Consider the following 17,803-nt stretch of genomic DNA (forward strand, 5'->3'; position numbering starts at 1 on the left):
ATAACGAAAGGAAAATCCTTCCTTTATTTTTATTTAAGCACAAGCAAAGTCGCAAAACCATTGCGGTATACCCAAACTTTAGTAAATTCTTTTTTACTAACTTGTTTTAAGGCTTGTTCTAAATCTTTTAAATTTTTAATTTCACTTTGTCCAACACCTATGATAATATCACCCTCTTGGAAACCAGAATTTTTTCCTTTGCTCTTTTCTTTAACACTATCAACCAAAACACCATTAACATCTTTTGGAATTTGCAAACGATCCTTAAGTCTTGGATCTAAATTTCTCAAACTCAAACCATCAATCAAATCGCTTTGTACGCCTTTAGGATTTTCTTTTTCACCTTTAAGAGTAAAACTTGCTTGCTTATTTTCTCCATCTCTTTCGTAACTTAATGAAATTTTTTGACCAATCTCTAAAGTTCCTATATAATTTTTAAGATCAATAGGACTTTTTATAACCTTATCATTAACTTTAGTAACTAAATCTCCACGCTTAAGCCCTGCTTCATCAGCACTTGAACCTTTTTGAACATCAGTAATTAAAGCTCCTTCTTGATTTTTGTAAGCTTTTTTAGTATCACCTTGCAAAGCTGAAATAGTCACACCTAAAAATCCTCTATCAATCTTGCCTTTTTCAATAAGTTTTTTAGCTATATCTTTAACCATATTTGAAGGTATAGCAAAACCTATGCCGTTGTTTCCACCTCCGCGAGAAAGAATAGCTGAATTAATACCTACTAAATATCCACGACTATCCACCAAAGCTCCACCTGAATTTCCTGGATTGATAGAAGCATCTGTTTGTATAAAATTTTCATATTGATTTAAACCTATATTGTCTTTATTTAAAGCAGATATTATCCCACTTGTAACACTAAAACCGACTCCAAAAGGATTTCCAAGTGCAAAAACAACATCTCCTTCCATTAAATCATCAGAATTTGTGAAAGTAATAGCTGAAAGATTATTAGCCTCTATTTTTATAACAGCCAAATCTGTTTTTGGATCTTTACCTATAAGTTTTGCTTTATATTCTGTATCACTTCCTGGTAAATTTACTGTAATCGTATCAGCATCATCTACAACGTGATTATTTGTTACTATATAGCCATCTTTTGAAATAATCACCCCTGATCCCAAAGAACTCACTACTTCTTTATCATTTTTTCCTTTTCTTTGAGGAAAATCAAAATCAAAAAATTGTTTAAAATAAGGATCATTAAAAAAATCATCCAAAGGACTTGGACGATTCGCTCTTGTAATAGTTTTTGAGGTAGAAATATTAACCACTGATTTTTTTGCATCTTTAATAGAATCATGATAAGAAAGCACTACATTTCCAGCAGCAGGATTTACACGATTAGCCGTTGTAGTTGATTCGTTAAAATTAATACTTGCGGCAAATAAAGCACTCGCTAAACTTAATGATAAAAAAATCTTTTTCATTTCATTTCCTTTTGTTCTTAAAGATAAATTATCTCGTAAAATATTTTACTGTCTTCATAGTATAAAACCGAAAATTTACAAAATTGTAAATAAAACCTTGAGTGATAAAAATTTATAAAACTTGATTGACTTAGGCTAAAGTTTATGTTATAATTTAATCCTTTATATAATCAAGTAAAAATTTTTAAGGAAATATAACATGAATAGTTTATACGAAACTCTTGGAGTTAGCAAAAACGCTAGTGCAGATGAAATAAAAAAAGCTTACCGTCGCCTAGCTAGAAAATACCATCCTGATATCAACAAAGAAAAAGGTGCGGAAGAAAAATTTAAAGAAATTAATGCTGCTTATGAAATTTTAAGTGACGAAAAAAAACGAGCTCAGTATGACCAATACGGCGATTCTATGTTTGGTGGACAAAGTTTTCATGATTTTTCAAGAAATACTGGTGGGGTAAATTTAGACGATATTTTAAAAGATCTCTTTGGAGGAGGCTTTGGTGGACGCTCAAGAGGGGGTTTTAACGGCTTTTCTTCAAAAGGCTTTAACAGTGGTTTTGGAGGATTTGGAGGTTTTGAAGAAGAAAATTTAGACAGCAATCTAGAGCTTCACATTCCTTTTGAAAAAGCTGTTAAAGGCGGGGAGCATAGTTTTAATTTTCAAGGCGAAACCATTAAATTTAAAATTCCACACGGTATAAAAGAAGGCGAGAAACTAAGAATTCGCTCTAAAGGAAAACAAAGCAGAAATGGAACTAGAGGCGATTTAATCATTATTGTAAAAATAGAAGAAAGTCCTATTTACACAAGAGAAGACGATGATTTATATCAAAAAGTTGATATTTCTTTAAAAACTGCACTTTTTGGTGGAAAAATAAATATAAAAACACTCAAAGAAGGCAAGGAAGAAGCGACAATTAACATAACGCCTAATTCAAAAAATAACCAAAAAATTCGTTTAAAAGGTTATGGAGTGCAAAATAGAAAAAGTGATATTTATGGGGATATGTATTTGATTTTAAATGTTGTTTTGCCAAATTTAGATACTCTTGATGAAAAATTTATAGAACTCTTAAAAGAAAAATTACCTTAAAGAAAGGAATAAAATATGGAACACCATTATGATGAACCTGTATATTTAATCAGTGTTGTGGCTAAAGTTTTAAGCATACATCCACAAACCTTAAGGCAATACGAAAGAGAAGGATTGATAGAACCAAGTAGAACCGATGGCAAAATAAGACTTTATTCTCAAAGAGATATTGACCGTATTAAACTTATATTGCGTTTAACAAGAGACATGGGAATCAATCTTGCTGGGGTAGATGTTATCTTAAAATTGAAAAACCAACTTCACGAATTTGAAAATTTAATTGATGAACTACGCTTAGAATTAAGTAAACAACAAGATAAAGAAGCGGCTAGCAAAGCCGTTGTCAAGCATAAAAATAGCTTTGATTTGATTTTTTATGAGAAAAAATAAAAAATAATGGATAATTTTTTAGAAATTTTTTTAATCACCGTTGCTATAGCTATAGTTTTAAATGTCATATTTAAAAAATTTGAAATTCCAACTATCATTGGATATATAGCTGCTGGAGAAATCATTTCTGAAATTTATCATTTAAGCGGCAAAGGCGAAATCACCCATATAGCCGAATTTGGTATAGTGTTTTTAATGTTTACCATAGGGCTTGAATTTTCTTTTAAGCATTTAATGGCGATGAAACAAGAAGTTTTTTTAAACGGCTCTTTGCAGATACTTACTTGTGGCTTTGTTTTTATGCTACTTGCTATAGGAATTTTAGGACTTGGAGATAAAAGCGCTACCATAGTAGGCTTTACACTAGCACTTTCTTCAACCGCAGTGGTGCTTAAAATTTTAAATGATAATGGCGATATAAATGAGCAATATGGCAGAAAAGCATTGGGAATTTTGCTTTTTCAAGATATAGCTGTTATTCCTTTGCTTTTGCTTGTAGATATTTTTTCATCCAACAATCAAAACATAGAAAAACTCCTTTTTACCACTTTAATTTCAGCACTTATTTTAATCACTTTATTATTTTTCATAGGTAAATATCTAGTGGATAGAATTTTTAGACTCATTATCCACACTTCTTCTCAAGAAATTTTTATTAGTACTGTTTTATTTATGGTTATTGGAGCAAGTTTTTTAGCAAATTATTTTGGATTTTCTTATTCTTTGGGTGCTTTTATAGCAGGTGCTTTGATAGCAGAAACAAAATATAAACACAAAATAGAAGCGGACTTGATCCCATTTAGAGATTTGCTTTTAGGGCTTTTTTTCATAACTGTAGGCATGCAAATTCAACTTGATGTAGTGGCACAAAATTGGTTTTTAATCATAGTTTTAACCCTTCTTGTAATGGCTTTAAAATTTGGCATAGTTTTTGGCTTTTTATTTCTTTACACCAAAAAAAGAGTAGCGCTTAAAACAGCTTTTGCCATAGCGCAAATTGGCGAATTCGCCCTAGCAATTTTTTCTCTTTTGCAAGCAAAAAACATGCTTGATATCAAAACTTCACAAATTTTAATTGTTGTTTCTATTTTAACCATGATTATTACGCCTTTTATTTTAAACAATATAAGAAAAATTACCAATGTTGTAGAAGATATAGCACTTAATACCAACGCTGTGCAAAATATTGACAGCAATATCAAGCTTAAAAATCATCTTGTTGTTTTTGGCTATGGACGCTTAGGACAAGAAGTCGTACAAAAAATCAAAAACACAGGCGTACCTTATCTTGTTTTAGAAAGTGATTTAAATTTAGTAGAACTTGGAGTTAGTCGGGGTGAAAATGTCGTTTTTGCCAATGCTGCTCAAGAAGAAACCTTAAAAATTGCCAATATAGAAGAATGTGCAGTAGCTATTATCACAGTTACAAATGAAGCTAAACTTGAAATTTTATGTCAAGTGCTAGCTAATTATCCAAAACCTATAGATACTATCATTCATGTAAATGGAACTTTGAAAAAGATGCTTTTTTCAAGCATAGATGAAAATATACGCATCATTCGCTCTGAAAAAGTAATCGCTAGAAATTTAGTTCAAGAAGCGCTAGAATGTCGCATTCATAAAAATACCTAAGGAAGAATTTTGACAAAAAATGAAGAAAAAGCCTTACGTGTAAAATACCTAAGAAATCTTGAAAAATTTTTCAATGGCGCCATATCTGCGCTTAAAAAAGAAGATTTTGATAAAATTAAATTTGAAGAAAGAATGTTAAAAAATGCTAAATTTTTTGAAAAAAATCCCGCAGTAAATCTTAACTCAACCTATGCAAAAAATCTTGAATTTTTTGTCAATGCTTGTTTAGATTTTTCCAAAGAAAAAAGTGAACTTTTAAATCTTGCCAATGCTTTAGATAAGCAAAAAAAACAAGGTGAGAAAAAAGAAAAACATAAAAATTATTTAAAGGATTATGAATGATTAATGTATTTTTTGATATGGATGGAACTTTAATCGATAGTGCAAATGCCATTTCTTGTGCAGTTAATGAAATAAGGCAGGATTTAAACCTAGCCCCACTTTCAAGAGAAATCATTATGCAAACCATCAATACTCCCAATATTGACTGGGCAAAAGAACTTTATAATATAGAAAATTTCCATCATTCTAGTTTTAAAGAAGGCTATGAAAAATATTTTGTCAAACACTATGAACAAAGCGTGGTGCTTTTTGAAGGAGTGAAAGAACTTTTAGAATTTTTAAAAAGCAAAAATTGTTTTTTAGCTATTGCTACTAACGCCCCTCAAAGCTCACTTTCAAGTATACTTAAAAAACACGATATCATTCCTTATTTTGATAAAATTTTAGGCATAAGTTTAGGCATAGAACCCAAACCTCATCCTATGATGCTAGAGCTTTTAAAAAGCGAGGCTCCACATAAAACAAGCGTTTTTATAGGAGATAGTCAAAAAGATAAAGAATGTGCTAAAAATGCCAATTTGCCTTATTTTCATGCCAAATGGTATCAAAAAGATTTAAAAGAAAATGAATTTAGCAACGCTAGTGAACTTAAAGGCTTTTTGCAAAAGTATTTATAAGTTTTTTAATGAAATTTTAGTTAAAATTAGAAACAAATTTTAAAAAGAGTAAATTATGAGTGAATTATTAATAGAAATTGGCACAGAAGAATTACCTGCTATTCCTTTGTTAAAAGAATTAGCTAATATAGAAAAAAAATGGAAAAATGTTTTAGAAGAATATCGCTTGGTAAGTGATTTTAAATTTTATTATACTCCGCGTCGTTTAGTTTTTTTTCATGAAGATTTTGCAGACAAACAAGAAGATAGTTTTGCTGAATTTATAGGAGCACCTAAAAATGTTGCTTATAAAGATGGAGTTTTAACTCCTGCGGGACAAAGCTTCCTGCAAAAAGCAGGGATCAGTGAAAATGAACTCGCTTTTAAAGAAATCAAAGGTAAGGAAGTTTTATATCATCAAAAAGCTATCAAAGGTTTACAAAGTCAAGAAATTTTAGGAGAAATGGTAGAAAAATTTCTAAAAAGTCTTAGTTTTGGCAAAAGTATGCGTTGGGGTGCAAATTCTTTTGAATTCATTCGTGCGATCCGTTCTATAGCTTGCATTTTAAATGATGAACTTGTTGATTTTCAAAGTTATGGGGTAAAAAGTGCTAAAAAAACTTTCATTCACAGAAGTGTAAGTTATGATTTGAAAGATTTTAACAATGCAAAAGAATATTTTGAACTACTAGAAAAAAACTATATTATCCTTGATCCAATCAAAAGAAAAGAAAAAATACTTGAACAATTTAAACTCATAGAAAGTCAAAAAAATATACAAATTGGAGAAGATGAAGAGCTTTTAGCTGAAGTAGTTGCTATCACAGAATATCCTAATGCACTTTTAGGAAGCTTTGAAGAAGAATTTTTAGAAATTCCTAGCGAAGTCATCATCACTTCAATGAGAGAAAATCAACGCTATTTTGCGGTTTTTAACGACAAAGGCTTAAGTAATCATTTTATAGTAGTAAGCAATGCAGTATGTAAGGATTATTCAAAAATCATACATGGAAATGAAAGAGTTTTGCGTGCAAGACTTAGCGATGCAATGTTTTTTTATCAAAATGATTTACAAAATGGTTTACAACCTGAAAAACTTGCCAAAATGACTTATCTTGAAGGTTTAGGCACAATGCAAGATAAAAGTTTAAGAGAGATTAAAATTGCTGAAATTTTATGTCAAATGCTTCATAATGATAAAATCGAAAATATCAGCACAGCACTAAAATACGCCAAAGCAGACTTAGCCACACAAATGGTTTATGAATTTACTGATTTGCAAGGCATTATGGGAAGTTATTATGCGCAAAAAATGGGATTAGATTATGAAATTTGCTTAGCCATCAAAGAACAATATCTTCCTAATTCTGAACAAGCTCCACTTCCAAGCACAGAATTTTCAAGCATAGTAGCCCTTGCAAACAAGCTTGATACCCTTATAGGACTTTTTAGCATAGGAAAAATTCCAAGCGGAACAAAGGATCCTTATGCCTTAAGAAGAGCAGCCAATGGGATCATTAAAATCGCTCTAAATTTAAATAAAGAATTTGATATCCAAATTTTATTAGAAAAACTTTCAAGTCATTATAAAAGCTTTGATATGCAAATTTTAAAAGATTTTATTTTTGAAAGACTTTATACTTTTTATACAGTCAATGCTTCTTTTGTAAAAGCAGTTTTAAGCTCACAAAATACAGATCTTATCCATATCAATCAAAGCGTAAATGCTCTTATAAAACTTAGCAAAAAAGACAATTTTAATGAAAATTTTGCAACCTTTAAAAGACTAGCCAATATCGCCACTAAAAATTCTCATAAAGTTGATGAAAGTCTTTTTGTTCAAGAAGCAGAAAGCAAACTTTACAAAGCTTTTCAAGAAAAAACTAAAGCCAACTCTTTACAAGAAAAACTTGAAAATCTTTTTGCACTTAAGCCTTTTATTGATGAGTTTTTTAATCAAGTGATGATTAATGCTGAAGATGAAAAACTTAAAAATAATCGCCAAACTTTGGTTTATGAAATTTATGCGGAGTTTTTAAAAATCGCCGATCTTAAAGAGTTAAGCCTATGAAAGCCTTATGGCTTTTTTTAAGCTTTACTCTTTGGCTTTTTGGAGCTCAAAATTTAGAACTCATCAAAGGTCAAGCTTTATTTTTGGAACTAGATAAGAAAGATTTTTTATCTTTGAAAAATAATGATAAAAATATTCCCACCTTTGCACATCCTAAAAATCAAGAAAAAATTCTAGCTATTTTTTCCTTACCTTACAAAAATCCCCCGCAAAATACAAAACTTATCGCATTTTATAAAAATAAAAAAGAAGAAATTTTCATAAAAACTTTAGAAGGTAATTATAAAAGTGAAAAATTGCAAGTTGAAAACAAAAAGATTTTTCCGCCAAAAACCGTACAAGAACGCATCGCTAAAGAATTAAAAGAAGCCAATGCGATTTATAGCTCTTATACTCCAAAAGCTTTATTTAACGGTGCTTTTAATATACCTTTAAATTCTTTTATCACAAGTGATTTTGGCAAAGCAAGAACTTTTAATGAAAAAGTAGCAAGTTATCATAGTGGAACGGACTTTAGAGCCGCCACAGGAACGCCTATTTATGCAGCCAATTCAGGCGTAGTAAAAATTGCAAAAGATCGTTATTTTGCGGGAAATTCAGTAGTCATTGATCATGGTTTTGGAATTTATTCACAATACTATCATCTTTCTAAAATCGATGTTAAAGTAGGACAAAAGATAAAAAAAGGTGAGCTTATAGGACTTAGCGGGGCTACAGGTAGGGTAAGTGGACCGCATTTGCATTTTGGAATTTTAGCTGGAGGCAAACAAGTCGATCCTTTGGATTTTGTCTCCAAATTTAATGCTATTTTTCAATGAAATTTAGTGACTTTTTCCATGCTTGGCTCCATAAGAGCTATTATAAAAATGCTGTAAGTATAGGAAAAAACGGAGATTTTTTTACTGCTGTGAGCGTAGGAAATCTTTTTGGCACACTTTTAGCCAAGCATTTTTTAAATTTAATAGATAAAAAAATTTTACAACCCCCTTTAGAACTTGTAGAAATAGGCGCTAATGAAGGCTATTTAAGTCGTGATTTTTTAGCCGCTTTGCTTGAATTAAGACCTGAAATTTTTTCTCAAATTTCTTTTTTCATCATAGAACCGCATGAAAAATTAAAAAATTTACAGAAAAAGACCTTAGAAGGAGTGGAATTTACTCACAAAAATAGCCTTAAAGAATGCCATTTTAAGAACGCTTTTTTCTTTTGCAATGAACTTTTTGATAGTTTTACTTGTGAACTTATAGATCATGATAAAATGGCATTTGTAGAAAATTTTAAACTTATTTTTAAAAATATGGATGAAAATTTGATCACAAAATGCAAAGCTTTAAATCTTACAAAAGGCGAACTCAGTTTAGAGCTTGAAAATTTTTTTAAAGATTTAGATCAAGCTTGCGAGAGATTTATATTTGCGGGATTTGACTATGGAACTTTGAATCCACAAAATTTTAGCTTAAGAATCTATCAAAAGCACGAAGTTTTTAACCCTTTTGAAGTATCGTTAAAAGATTTTTTCGGCAAAAGCGATCTAACTTATAATGTCAATTTTACCCATCTTCAAAAACTCATCAAAGAATATGATTTCAAACCTTTAGCTTTTAAAAAACAAAGTCTTGCTTTCATGGATTTTGGTTTTGAAGATTTATTAGAATACACAAAAAATAAAAACATTAAAACTTACGAAAGTTTTTTATCTCAAGCTAAAATTTTATTTTTTAATTTTGATGAAAAATTTCATTTTTTCGAATTTCAAAAAAACTAAAATTTTATATTTTTCATACTTGCTAAACAAACCCCCTCTCTTAAACCCTCATCAATGACTAGAAGTTTATGTTTATCAAACAAAGCATAAAACAGCAAACAACCTGCACTCAAATAATTTTTTCTCATCATACCTACTTCTTTTATAGCCTTTTTTTCTTCCATATGAAAAAGTTTAATAGCATAATTTAAAAAATCCTTATGGTAAAGTTTTTTACCATTTACTCTAGTTGCTTCATACTTTTCATAGCTTATATTTTGTTTTAATGCGCTAAGTGTAGTAGGAACTCCGGAATTTAAAACCACCGTTTTAGCCCCTAAAGAACGAAGTTCCTTTTTAATCATAGCCACCTCATCAAAAGCCATAAAAGCTAAATGCTTTAAATAGGGATTTGCAATTAAAAAATGAATTTTAAGTTTTTTATCTTTAATATTGATGATAAATTTAGGATATTTTTTTATCAATTTTTTGTAAGAAATACAAGATTTATAATAAGAATGGCAATTTTTTTCATAAAAACTAATAATACCAAAATCAAAACTTTTAAAACTTTTTCCAAAAGAAAGCTCACAAGAAGCCCCTCCTAAATCACAATACGCAAACTCTCCCCAAATTTTAAGCCTTCTTAAGCCCACTTGCATACCTAAAACACTGATCTTAGCTTCACTTTTGGCATCTATAAGCTTAAAATCAATCCCAAATTCTTCTTTTAAATGGGCAAAAATTTCATTTGTATTGCTTGCTTTTCTAAAAGCTGCAGTCGCTACAGCTCTTGCTTTGCTTAAATCTTGCTCTTTAGCCAAAATACTCAAAGCATTTTTTAATCTTTGTATGGCTTCTTTAGAAATTTCTCCACTTTGATTTAGATTTTTCGCTGCTCCAATAACAAATTCATATTCTTTTAATTTATTTAATTTTTCATCTATTTGCACTGCTCTTAAAGTATTTGAACCAAGATCTATACCTAACATGACTTTCCTTGTTTGATTTTATAGTATAATAGCAAAAAAGTTCTAAAGGAAAAATATGCTTTTAGGTGTAAATATCGATCATATCGCAGTGTTAAGACAAGCTAGAATGGTAAATGATCCTGATCTTTTAGAGGCTGCTTTTATAGCAGCTAAACACGGAGATCAAATCACTTTGCATGTAAGAGAAGATCGCCGTCATGCTCAGGATTTTGACTTGGAGAATATCATAAAATTTTGCAAAAGCCCTATCAATTTAGAATGTGCTTTAAATGATGAAATTTTAAATTTAGCTCTTAAACTCAAACCCCACCGTGTTACTTTAGTGCCTGAAAAAAGAGAAGAGCTTACTACAGAAGGGGGACTTTGTTTAAATCATGCTAAATTAAAACAAAGCATAGAAAAACTTCAAAATGCAAACATTGAAGTTTCACTTTTTATCAATCCTAGTTTAGAAGATATAGAAAAATCAAAAAATTTAAAAGCCCAATTCATAGAGCTTCATACAGGACATTATGCGAATTTACACAACGCACTTTTTAGTAATATCTCTCATACTGCTTTTGCCTTAAAAGAACTTGGTCAAGATAAAAAAAACCTACAAGCTCAATTTGAAAAAGAATTACAAAATTTAGAACTCTGTGCCAAAAAAGGCATAGAGCTTGGTTTAAAAGTAGCTGCAGGACATGGTTTAAATTACAAAAATGTAAAATCCATAGTAAAAATTAAAGAAATTTGTGAGCTAAATATAGGACAAAGCATTGTAGCAAGATCTGTATTTACAGGACTTCAAAACGCTATTTTAGAAATGAAAGAACTTATTAAAAGATGAAAAAACTAGCCATTAGTATAGGCGATATAAACAGCATAGGACTTGAAATTTTAGTGCGTTCTCATGAAGAACTAAGCAAAATCTGCACACCTTTTTATTTTATCCACGAAAACTTGCTTAATAAAGCTTTAAAACTTTTAAATTTAAAACTTTTTAATGCAAAAATCGTAGCTTTTAAAGATGACAAAGACTATGAGTTTAATTTTATAAAAAAAGAAAATTCTCTTGAAATTTACTCTTTTTGCCTTCCTTTAGGCTTTAAAGTGGATGAAAATTTTAAAATCCAAGCCGGAGAAATAGATGCAAAAAGTGGACTTTATGGTTTTTTAAGCTTTAAGGCGGCAAGTTATTTTGTCTATGAAAAACACGCACATGCCTTACTTACTCTACCTATACACAAAAAAGCTTGGGAAGATGCAGGACTTAAATACAAAGGACACACCGATGCTTTAAGGGATTTTTTTAAAAAAAATGCCATTATGATGTTAGGTTGTAAAGAACTTTTTGTAGGGCTTTTTAGCGAACATATACCTTTAGCTAAGGTGAGTAAAAAAATCACTTTTAAAAATTTAAGTATCTTTTTAAAAGATTTTTACAAAGAAACGCATTTTAAAAAAATGGGGCTTTTAGGTTTTAACCCTCACGCTGGAGATTATGGAGTTATAGGCGGAAAAGAAGAAAAGATCATGGAAAAAGCTATAGCCTTTGTTAATGCCTTTTTACACTCTAAAAAAGATGAAAAATTTTTCAAAAAAGCCTTAAAAGATGAAAATTTGCAAAAAGAATTGCTTTTAAATTTTAAAGGCAAGGGTGTTTATCTACCCTATCCTTTAGTAGCTGATACTGCTTTTACTAAGGCTGGTTTAAAAAACTGCAATCGTTTAGTGGCTATGTATCACGATCTTGCCCTTGCTCCTTTAAAGGCCTTGTATTTTGATAAAAGCATCAATGTGAGTTTAAATTTACCCATCATACGCGTCAGTGTTGATCATGGCACGGCCTTTGACAAGGCCTATAAAAATGCTAAAATCAACACTAAAAGTTATTTTGAAGCGGCTAAATTTGCAATCAATTTAAGCCCTAAAACTTAAATTTAGCCCTAGAATCAATCAAATCTTCTTTAGCCAAGCTGTCTATAAAATCTTGCAAATCTTTATTGGTATTTAAACTTTGAGTGAGTAAATTTTCATATTTATCAACTTTATTTTTAAAAATTTGCTCTAAAACTTCTTTAGTCTTTATATCTTTTTTTGCTCTTTGCATAAGCTCTAATAAAGCCTTAATATAAGCTTCTTGCATGCAATCACTTGCATTGAGTAAAGGTAAAATAGGATTTTCCCCTGCTTTTGTATTTTGCATATTTTTTATACAAATTTTTCTTTCTTTAATCATCTTTTTTGAAATAGCTTTAAAATCTTTTTTCGTCTTTTTATCTGCTTTTTTTGAAATATTTTGATACAAACTGCTATAGATATTATCTACTAAAGCAAGTTTTTTATTCTCAAATTCATTACGCACACCAATTTCATTACATATCATAAGCTCATCATCACTTTTGCCATCATCTTTGATTTTAGAACAATCAAAACTGGGTTTTACTTCATCTTTATAAATAAGCTCATCAAAACTCAAAGCCCCTAAACTCACCAAACTTAAACCAAGCAATAAAATAATTTTTTTCATTATTTACCTTTAAAATTTTTATTTTATTTTAACAAAAATATTTTGAATTTTTTAAGGAAATTAAGCCTTTATTTTATTATAATGCGTTTTTATTTTTATAAGGAAATTAAAATGCAAAATTACAAAAAAGCTCTTTTTGCACTAGCTCTTAGTGCTTTTTGTATGGGTGTAACCGAATTTGTTATGGCAGGAGTTTTGGTTGATGTTGAAGCGTATTTTAGCGTAGATGCAAAAACTGCGGGCTATCTTACAACCTTATATGCTATAGGTGTTGTTATAGGTGCTCCTCTTATTACTATACCTTTAAGTCGTTTTCACAGACATACACAACTTTTAATCAATCTTGGAATTTTTGCTTTAGCAAATTTCATTATCTTTTTTAGCCAAAATTTCTATCTTACAGCGTTTGCGCGTTTTGTAGCAGGAACACAACATGGAGTATTTTTTGTCATTGCTACCTTAGCTGTAAGTGCTATAACCCCAGATGATAAAAAATCAAGCGCTCTAGCTATAATGGTCACAGGACTTACTGTAGCCTTGGTTACTGGAGTGCCACTTGGAACTTTCATAGGGCATTATTTTGGCTTTAAATTTATCTTTTTACTTATTTTTATCATTACAAGCCTAGCATTTTTTGGAGTATGGCATATGATGCCCAAAAATTTACATCCTAGTCCAACAAGTCTTAAAAATCTAATCCCTGCTTTTTCGCATCAAAATTTGTTAAAAACTTATACTATAACCATTTGTAGCTGTGGGGCTCAATTTGTTCTTTATACTTATTTGCAAAAATTACTCGTAGAAATAAGCAGTTTTAAAGTCCAAGATACAGCTTATATCTTGCTCTTATATGGAATTTGTGCAATTTGCGGGAATTTATGGGGCGGAAAAATAGTAGATAAAAAAGGTGCTATTTTTTCCTTGCGTCTTATTTTAAGCATACAAGTTCTAGTATTTTTAAGCGTATTTCTCACCATGTATTCTAAAATTTTAATCATTTTTAGCGTAGCCTTGATAGGATTTTTTGCCTTTTCAACCATACCTGCACTAAAAATGCTTAGCATTGCCAAAGCTAAACGCCATACTTATAAAGTCATAGATAGTACAGTAAGTGTGAATGAAGCAGCTTTTAATGTAGGCATAGCTTTAGCAAGTTTTTTAGGTGGGATTGTTTTAGCAGGATTGGGCATAAAATTTAATGCTTTATTTTCGGCACTTTTTGTAAGCCCTGCTTTGATTTTTGCCTTACTTTTTGCCAAAGATAAATTAAATTATAAAAAATTTCAAAGAAAAAGTTTAAAAAAGATATAAATTGGAATAGAAATTGCTTGTTTGTTTAATGTAAAGTTAAATAAAGGAGGAGAAAATGGTAGTAGATAATACTCAAAAAACATCAAATGCTATTTTTAGCACCACAACAAAGGTTAAAGAGAAAAATACTTCAGCAGATGAATTTCAAGCCACATTAAATGAAGTAAAAAACAAAGAAGAAAAGGAAGAAGAAAAAACAAGCTCAAGCAAATTTACCAACGAAGATATTGATCTTAGTGCTGTTAGAGAAGACTTTAGATCTTATGCTTGGCAAAAAATGAGAGAAGATCAATACAAAAAAAATGAGGAGACTTTGCTAAATAAGCTTTTTGCTACAATTGACGCAGGAAATGCCACAAACAATACAAAGGCTTAATATACAAATCAAAATTCAAACTACACAAACGAGAATTCCAATAATTCTCGTAAAATTTCTCATAACTCTGGATAAAATGAAAAAAATTTATTATTTCCTCCATATGAAGAAAATATAGAAAAATTGACCAATTTAATTTATCAATTTCTGTTATAATTTTGCCAAAAACAAAGGAAAATAATGATTTTTATTGATGCTTGCTTTAAAAAACCTACACCCTATACCCCTATTTGGATGATGCGTCAAGCAGGAAGATATTTGCCAGAATATATGGAAGTAAGAAAACAAGCGGGCGATTTTCTCTCTTTGTGTAAAGACTATAAAAAAGCTTCTGAAGTTTCTTTACAGCCTATTGATATTTTAGATGTAGATGCAGCAATCATTTTTTCAGATATCTTAGTTGTTCCTCTCGAAATGGGCATGAATTTACATTTTGAAAAAGGAGAAGGACCTGTTTTTGATAATCCTATTTCAACCCTAGAAGACTTAGAAAAACTTGACGATCAAAATGCGCATAAAAAATTAAATTATGTCTATGATGCCTTAAAGCTTACTAGAGAAAAATTATCTCAAAACAAGGCTTTAATAGGATTTTGCGGAAGCCCTTGGACTATAGCTACCTATATGATAGAAGGAGGCGGAAGTAAAAATTATGCAAAGTGTAAAAAAATGCTCTATCAAAACCCAGAACTTTTACATAAAATTCTAAACAAACTAACTCAAGTTTTAAAACTTTATTTAGAAGAGCAAATTAAAGCAGGTGCCAATGCTGTACAAATTTTTGATAGCTGGGCAAGTGCTTTAGAATACGATAAGTTTTTTGAATTCTCTTTTAATTATATGCTTGAAATTTCAAATTTTATTAAAGACAAATACCCAAATATACCTGTAATTTTATTCCCTAAAGGTATTAGCGGTTATTTGGATAGAATCGATGGTAATTTTGATGTTTTTGGGGTTGATTGGAGCACTCCGCTTGATTTAGCACGTGATAAACTATCGCACAAATACACTCTTCAAGGCAACATGGAGCCTTGCAGACTTTATGATAAAAATGCCATTAAAAAAGAAGTAGAAAAAATACTAAAAACCATGCAAAATAAAGCTCATATTTTCAACTTAGGACATGGGATCTTGCCTGATATTCCTGTTGAAAATGCAAAATATTTTATCAAGCTTGTACAAGAAAGTTCAGCTAAATGAAAATACTCTTTGGTCCTGTTAGCTCAAGGCGTTTTGGAAGATCTTTGGGTATAGATTTAAGCCCTAGTAAAAAACAATGCAATTTTGATTGTGTTTATTGTGAGCTTGATCCAAAAAAAGCCCAAGAAAAACAGGATGAAATTATCAGCATAGATAAAATTATCTCCGAAGTTAAAGCTATGCTTGAAAAAAATGTTGAATTTGATTTTCTTACCCTTACTGCCAACGGAGAGCCTAGTCTTTATCCTTATTTAAATGAGCTTATTTTATCTTTACGCAGCATTGCTAAAGATAAAAAATTGCTTATTTTAAGCAATGGCACAGCTGTATTAGATGAAGACAAATTTAATGCTTTGCTAAAACTAGATGTGGTCAAATTTAGCCTAGATAGTGCAGTTGCTAAAACTTTTTATCGTATTGATAGAGCTTTAAAAAACATTGATTTAGAAAAAATGATAGAAAAAATGGCAGATTTTAGAGCTAGGTTTAATGGAGATTTGATTATGGAAATTCTAGTTGTTAAAGATCTTAATGATAACGAAGAAGAATTTAAAGCACTCAATCAAGCTTTAAAAAAAATCATGCCTTTAAGAGTTGATCTAAGCACCATAGATAGACCTCCTGCTTATGCTGTTAAAAAAGTAAGCGAAGAAAAACTTTTAGAACTTTCTAAACTTATAGATTCTACTCCTGTACTCTTAGCCAAAAGACATTATGAAGGTGAAAAACTAAGCTTCAATGAAGAAGAATTATTAAAAATGCTTCATTTACGCTCACAAAGCGAAATAGATATAGAAGTGAAATTTGATGAACAATCCAAAACTCTCTTAAATCAACTTATCAAAGAAAAAAAGGTAAAAATTCTCGATTTAGCTGGAGTTAAATTTTATAAAGTTTAGGCCTTTGGTAAATACTTTCTAAGTAAAGCTATAAGATCATTTCTACTTACATCACTTAAAACTTCACTCACACAATCAAAATCCCTAACTTTTTCCTTTGAAAAAAAGATGATATGGCTTTGTGGATGCTGTTTTTTATAAGCACTTAGCAAATTTCTCATTTGTTCAAGATCAAATTTAATTAATTCATAATCAAGCAAAATCAAACGATAAGTCTCCTTGCTTAATTCTTGTTTTAATTGACTAAAAGAATTTATACATATATTTTTATCGCATTGTTTTTCTATTATATTAAAAAATAAGGTTGCATCAAAATCATTTTGTTTAAAAAGCAATACATTATTTTGATAAGGGGTTTTAAATTTTAAAGTGCAAACCTTATCAAGCTTGTTTTGCAAAATATTTTCAAGATCTTTTTTTTCAAAAGGTAAAGTTAAAAAATACTCATAATGTGTATTTTTATGGCGACCCATCACTATAAAATCATAGTTTTTCTTTACATTTTCATTTAAAATTTTATCCTTGATAAAAATCAAATGAAAGTCATTAACATCAAAACTTAAATTTTTAAAACAAGTGCTTTCTATGCCAAAATACGAAAGTAAATTTGCAAGTAAAAAATTCTCAAGCTCATCATTATTAACTATAGCCACACTTGCTTCAAATTGCAAAACCTTTCCATGAGATGTCCCTATAATGCTTTTATGATGCTCTAAAGCCTCATTTAATTCTAATCTAATTTGATCTTTTTGAGAATTTAAGGCATTTAAAATCAAAGAATTAATTTCTTTATTATACCCTTCATTTAAGCAACGCATTGCATTGGATATATTTCCAAGCTGATATAAATTTTCCTCCAATAAATGCAAATATCTATCTTTTTCATGGGATGTTTTAGTTAAATTTTGACCCGTAGTTTCAAATTTTTCCTTTAACAAATCAAGCACGCTATCAACATCAATCTTTTTTTGAAAATTTAAAAAATCATTTTGCATGTAAAAAATTTTTTGATATATTTTGTTTATATTTCTATTTTGTCTAAAAGCAAAAATAAAAAGTGTTAAAGATAAAACAAAAATGCTAGAAAACATACCTATTTTCAGTTGTTCAGCAACACTATCAAGCTTTGAGATATCAATACTTAAATACGCTAAAATTAGATTAAAAATAAAAATTATCCCTGCTAATATCAAA

General features: G+C 29.9%; 18 protein-coding genes. 14 read left to right on the forward strand and 4 right to left on the reverse strand.

Annotation, left to right across the window (positions count from 1 at the left end):
* Window positions 1-29: 29 nt before the first annotated feature.
* The gene (htrA, locus tag AJN58_RS08395; protein WP_044779057.1) at window positions 30-1,448 is read right to left on the reverse strand and encodes a serine protease HtrA; all 1,419 of its coding nucleotides are present in this window, start codon (window positions 1,446-1,448) and stop codon (window positions 30-32) included.
* A 199-nt stretch (window positions 1,449-1,647) separates the two neighbouring features.
* Here htrA and AJN58_RS08400 point away from each other — a divergent pair, with 199 nt between their 5' ends.
* The 8 genes from AJN58_RS08400 to AJN58_RS08435 are packed head-to-tail and all read left to right on the forward strand — an operon-like array spanning window position 1,648 to window position 9,337.
* The gene (locus AJN58_RS08400; RefSeq protein ID WP_044779056.1) at window positions 1,648-2,541 is read left to right on the forward strand and encodes a DnaJ family protein; all 894 of its coding nucleotides are present in this window, start codon (window positions 1,648-1,650) and stop codon (window positions 2,539-2,541) included.
* Window positions 2,542-2,556: 15 nt separating this feature from the next.
* Complete coding sequence (gene hspR / locus AJN58_RS08405; protein ID WP_002861924.1) at window positions 2,557-2,931, forward strand: heat shock transcriptional regulator HspR; 375 nt, start codon at window positions 2,557-2,559, stop codon at window positions 2,929-2,931.
* Between the two features lie 6 nt (window positions 2,932-2,937).
* Window positions 2,938-4,563 carry a cation:proton antiporter gene (locus AJN58_RS08410; RefSeq protein WP_044779055.1) on the forward strand — a complete coding sequence of 542 codons (1,626 nt, stop codon included), beginning with the start codon at window positions 2,938-2,940 and terminating at the stop codon, window positions 4,561-4,563.
* 9 nt (window positions 4,564-4,572) lie between these two features.
* Window positions 4,573-4,905, forward strand: a complete 333-nt coding sequence (locus AJN58_RS08415) for a hypothetical protein (protein ID WP_044779053.1) — start codon at window positions 4,573-4,575, stop codon at window positions 4,903-4,905.
* Window positions 4,902-5,522, forward strand: a complete 621-nt coding sequence (locus tag AJN58_RS08420; RefSeq protein ID WP_044779052.1) for an HAD family hydrolase — start codon at window positions 4,902-4,904, stop codon at window positions 5,520-5,522. The genes AJN58_RS08415 and AJN58_RS08420 overlap by 4 nt, the downstream gene beginning before the upstream one ends.
* Window positions 5,523-5,577: 55 nt before the next feature.
* A complete protein-coding gene (gene glyS, locus AJN58_RS08425; RefSeq protein WP_070292179.1) occupies window positions 5,578-7,572 on the forward strand; it encodes a glycine--tRNA ligase subunit beta in 1,995 nt (664 codons plus the stop codon).
* Entirely contained in the window at window positions 7,569-8,390 is an 822-nt protein-coding gene (locus tag AJN58_RS08430; RefSeq protein WP_044779050.1) for a M23 family metallopeptidase, read from the forward strand. The genes glyS and AJN58_RS08430 overlap by 4 nt, the downstream gene beginning before the upstream one ends.
* Complete coding sequence (locus AJN58_RS08435) at window positions 8,387-9,337, forward strand: SAM-dependent methyltransferase (protein WP_044779049.1); 951 nt, start codon at window positions 8,387-8,389, stop codon at window positions 9,335-9,337. Before AJN58_RS08430 ends, AJN58_RS08435 begins: the two co-directional genes overlap by 4 nt.
* On the opposite strand, the gene AJN58_RS08440 is transcribed toward AJN58_RS08435, so the two are convergent.
* Complete coding sequence (locus AJN58_RS08440) at window positions 9,334-10,308, reverse strand: exopolyphosphatase (protein WP_004305607.1); 975 nt, start codon at window positions 10,306-10,308, stop codon at window positions 9,334-9,336. The two genes, AJN58_RS08435 and AJN58_RS08440, sit on opposite strands and share 4 nt — an antisense overlap.
* A gap of 55 nt (window positions 10,309-10,363) precedes the next feature.
* On the opposite strand from AJN58_RS08440, the gene AJN58_RS08445 reads away from it, so the two are divergent.
* Window positions 10,364-11,137 (forward strand): pyridoxine 5'-phosphate synthase, encoded by a 774-nt coding sequence (locus AJN58_RS08445; RefSeq protein WP_004305608.1) that lies wholly within the window; start codon window positions 10,364-10,366, stop codon window positions 11,135-11,137.
* Window positions 11,134-12,228, forward strand: coding sequence for a 4-hydroxythreonine-4-phosphate dehydrogenase (pdxA, locus tag AJN58_RS08450; protein WP_070292181.1), 1,095 nt, complete (start codon window positions 11,134-11,136; stop codon window positions 12,226-12,228). Before AJN58_RS08445 ends, pdxA begins: the two co-directional genes overlap by 4 nt.
* On the opposite strand, the gene AJN58_RS08455 is transcribed toward pdxA, so the two are convergent.
* Entirely contained in the window at window positions 12,218-12,820 is a 603-nt protein-coding gene (locus AJN58_RS08455) for a hypothetical protein (protein ID WP_044779048.1), read from the reverse strand. The genes pdxA and AJN58_RS08455 overlap by 11 nt on opposite strands.
* Window positions 12,821-12,931: 111 nt before the next feature.
* Here AJN58_RS08455 and AJN58_RS08460 point away from each other — a divergent pair, with 111 nt between their 5' ends.
* The 4 genes from AJN58_RS08460 (at window position 12,932) to AJN58_RS08475 (ending at window position 16,609) form a co-directional block, all read left to right on the forward strand.
* Window positions 12,932-14,131 carry an MFS transporter gene (locus AJN58_RS08460; RefSeq protein WP_044779047.1) on the forward strand — a complete coding sequence of 400 codons (1,200 nt, stop codon included), beginning with the start codon at window positions 12,932-12,934 and terminating at the stop codon, window positions 14,129-14,131.
* A 55-nt stretch (window positions 14,132-14,186) separates the two neighbouring features.
* Complete coding sequence (gene ciaC, locus AJN58_RS08465; protein WP_044779046.1) at window positions 14,187-14,507, forward strand: invasion antigen CiaC; 321 nt, start codon at window positions 14,187-14,189, stop codon at window positions 14,505-14,507.
* Window positions 14,508-14,687: 180 nt separating this feature from the next.
* On the forward strand, window positions 14,688-15,710 hold the full coding sequence (hemE, locus tag AJN58_RS08470; RefSeq protein ID WP_044779045.1) for a uroporphyrinogen decarboxylase: 1,023 nt from the start codon (window positions 14,688-14,690) through the stop codon (window positions 15,708-15,710).
* The gene (locus AJN58_RS08475; protein ID WP_044779044.1) at window positions 15,707-16,609 is read left to right on the forward strand and encodes a radical SAM protein; all 903 of its coding nucleotides are present in this window, start codon (window positions 15,707-15,709) and stop codon (window positions 16,607-16,609) included. The genes hemE and AJN58_RS08475 overlap by 4 nt, the downstream gene beginning before the upstream one ends.
* Here AJN58_RS08475 and AJN58_RS08480 read toward each other — a convergent pair.
* Window positions 16,606-17,802, reverse strand: a complete 1,197-nt coding sequence (locus AJN58_RS08480; protein ID WP_044779043.1) for a hypothetical protein — start codon at window positions 17,800-17,802, stop codon at window positions 16,606-16,608. The two genes, AJN58_RS08475 and AJN58_RS08480, sit on opposite strands and share 4 nt — an antisense overlap.
* Window position 17,803 lies beyond the last annotated feature (1 nt).

It is taken from the genome of Campylobacter sp. BCW_4321 (assembly GCF_001763075.1).
Classification (GTDB): Bacteria; Campylobacterota; Campylobacteria; order Campylobacterales; family Campylobacteraceae; genus Campylobacter_D; species Campylobacter_D jejuni.

Excerpts from the sequence above, each read along its gene's own strand:
- htrA (WP_044779057.1), bottom strand. The coding sequence starts at position 1,448 with ATGAAAAAGATTTTTTTATCATTAAGTTTAGCGAGTGCTTTATTTGCC.
- AJN58_RS08400 (WP_044779056.1), top strand. The coding sequence starts at position 1,648 with ATGAATAGTTTATACGAAACTCTTGGAGTTAGCAAAAACGCTAGTGCA.
- hspR (WP_002861924.1), top strand. The coding sequence starts at position 2,557 with ATGGAACACCATTATGATGAACCTGTATATTTAATCAGTGTTGTGGCT.
- AJN58_RS08410 (WP_044779055.1), top strand. The coding sequence starts at position 2,938 with ATGGATAATTTTTTAGAAATTTTTTTAATCACCGTTGCTATAGCTATA.
- AJN58_RS08420 (WP_044779052.1), top strand. The coding sequence starts at position 4,902 with ATGATTAATGTATTTTTTGATATGGATGGAACTTTAATCGATAGTGCA.
- glyS (WP_070292179.1), top strand. The coding sequence starts at position 5,578 with ATGAGTGAATTATTAATAGAAATTGGCACAGAAGAATTACCTGCTATT.
- AJN58_RS08430 (WP_044779050.1), top strand. The coding sequence starts at position 7,569 with ATGAAAGCCTTATGGCTTTTTTTAAGCTTTACTCTTTGGCTTTTTGGA.
- AJN58_RS08435 (WP_044779049.1), top strand. The coding sequence starts at position 8,387 with ATGAAATTTAGTGACTTTTTCCATGCTTGGCTCCATAAGAGCTATTAT.
- AJN58_RS08440 (WP_004305607.1), bottom strand. The coding sequence starts at position 10,308 with ATGTTAGGTATAGATCTTGGTTCAAATACTTTAAGAGCAGTGCAAATA.
- AJN58_RS08445 (WP_004305608.1), top strand. The coding sequence starts at position 10,364 with ATGCTTTTAGGTGTAAATATCGATCATATCGCAGTGTTAAGACAAGCT.
- pdxA (WP_070292181.1), top strand. The coding sequence starts at position 11,134 with ATGAAAAAACTAGCCATTAGTATAGGCGATATAAACAGCATAGGACTT.
- AJN58_RS08455 (WP_044779048.1), bottom strand. The coding sequence starts at position 12,820 with ATGAAAAAAATTATTTTATTGCTTGGTTTAAGTTTGGTGAGTTTAGGG.
- AJN58_RS08460 (WP_044779047.1), top strand. The coding sequence starts at position 12,932 with ATGCAAAATTACAAAAAAGCTCTTTTTGCACTAGCTCTTAGTGCTTTT.
- ciaC (WP_044779046.1), top strand. The coding sequence starts at position 14,187 with ATGGTAGTAGATAATACTCAAAAAACATCAAATGCTATTTTTAGCACC.
- hemE (WP_044779045.1), top strand. The coding sequence starts at position 14,688 with ATGATTTTTATTGATGCTTGCTTTAAAAAACCTACACCCTATACCCCT.
- AJN58_RS08475 (WP_044779044.1), top strand. The coding sequence starts at position 15,707 with ATGAAAATACTCTTTGGTCCTGTTAGCTCAAGGCGTTTTGGAAGATCT.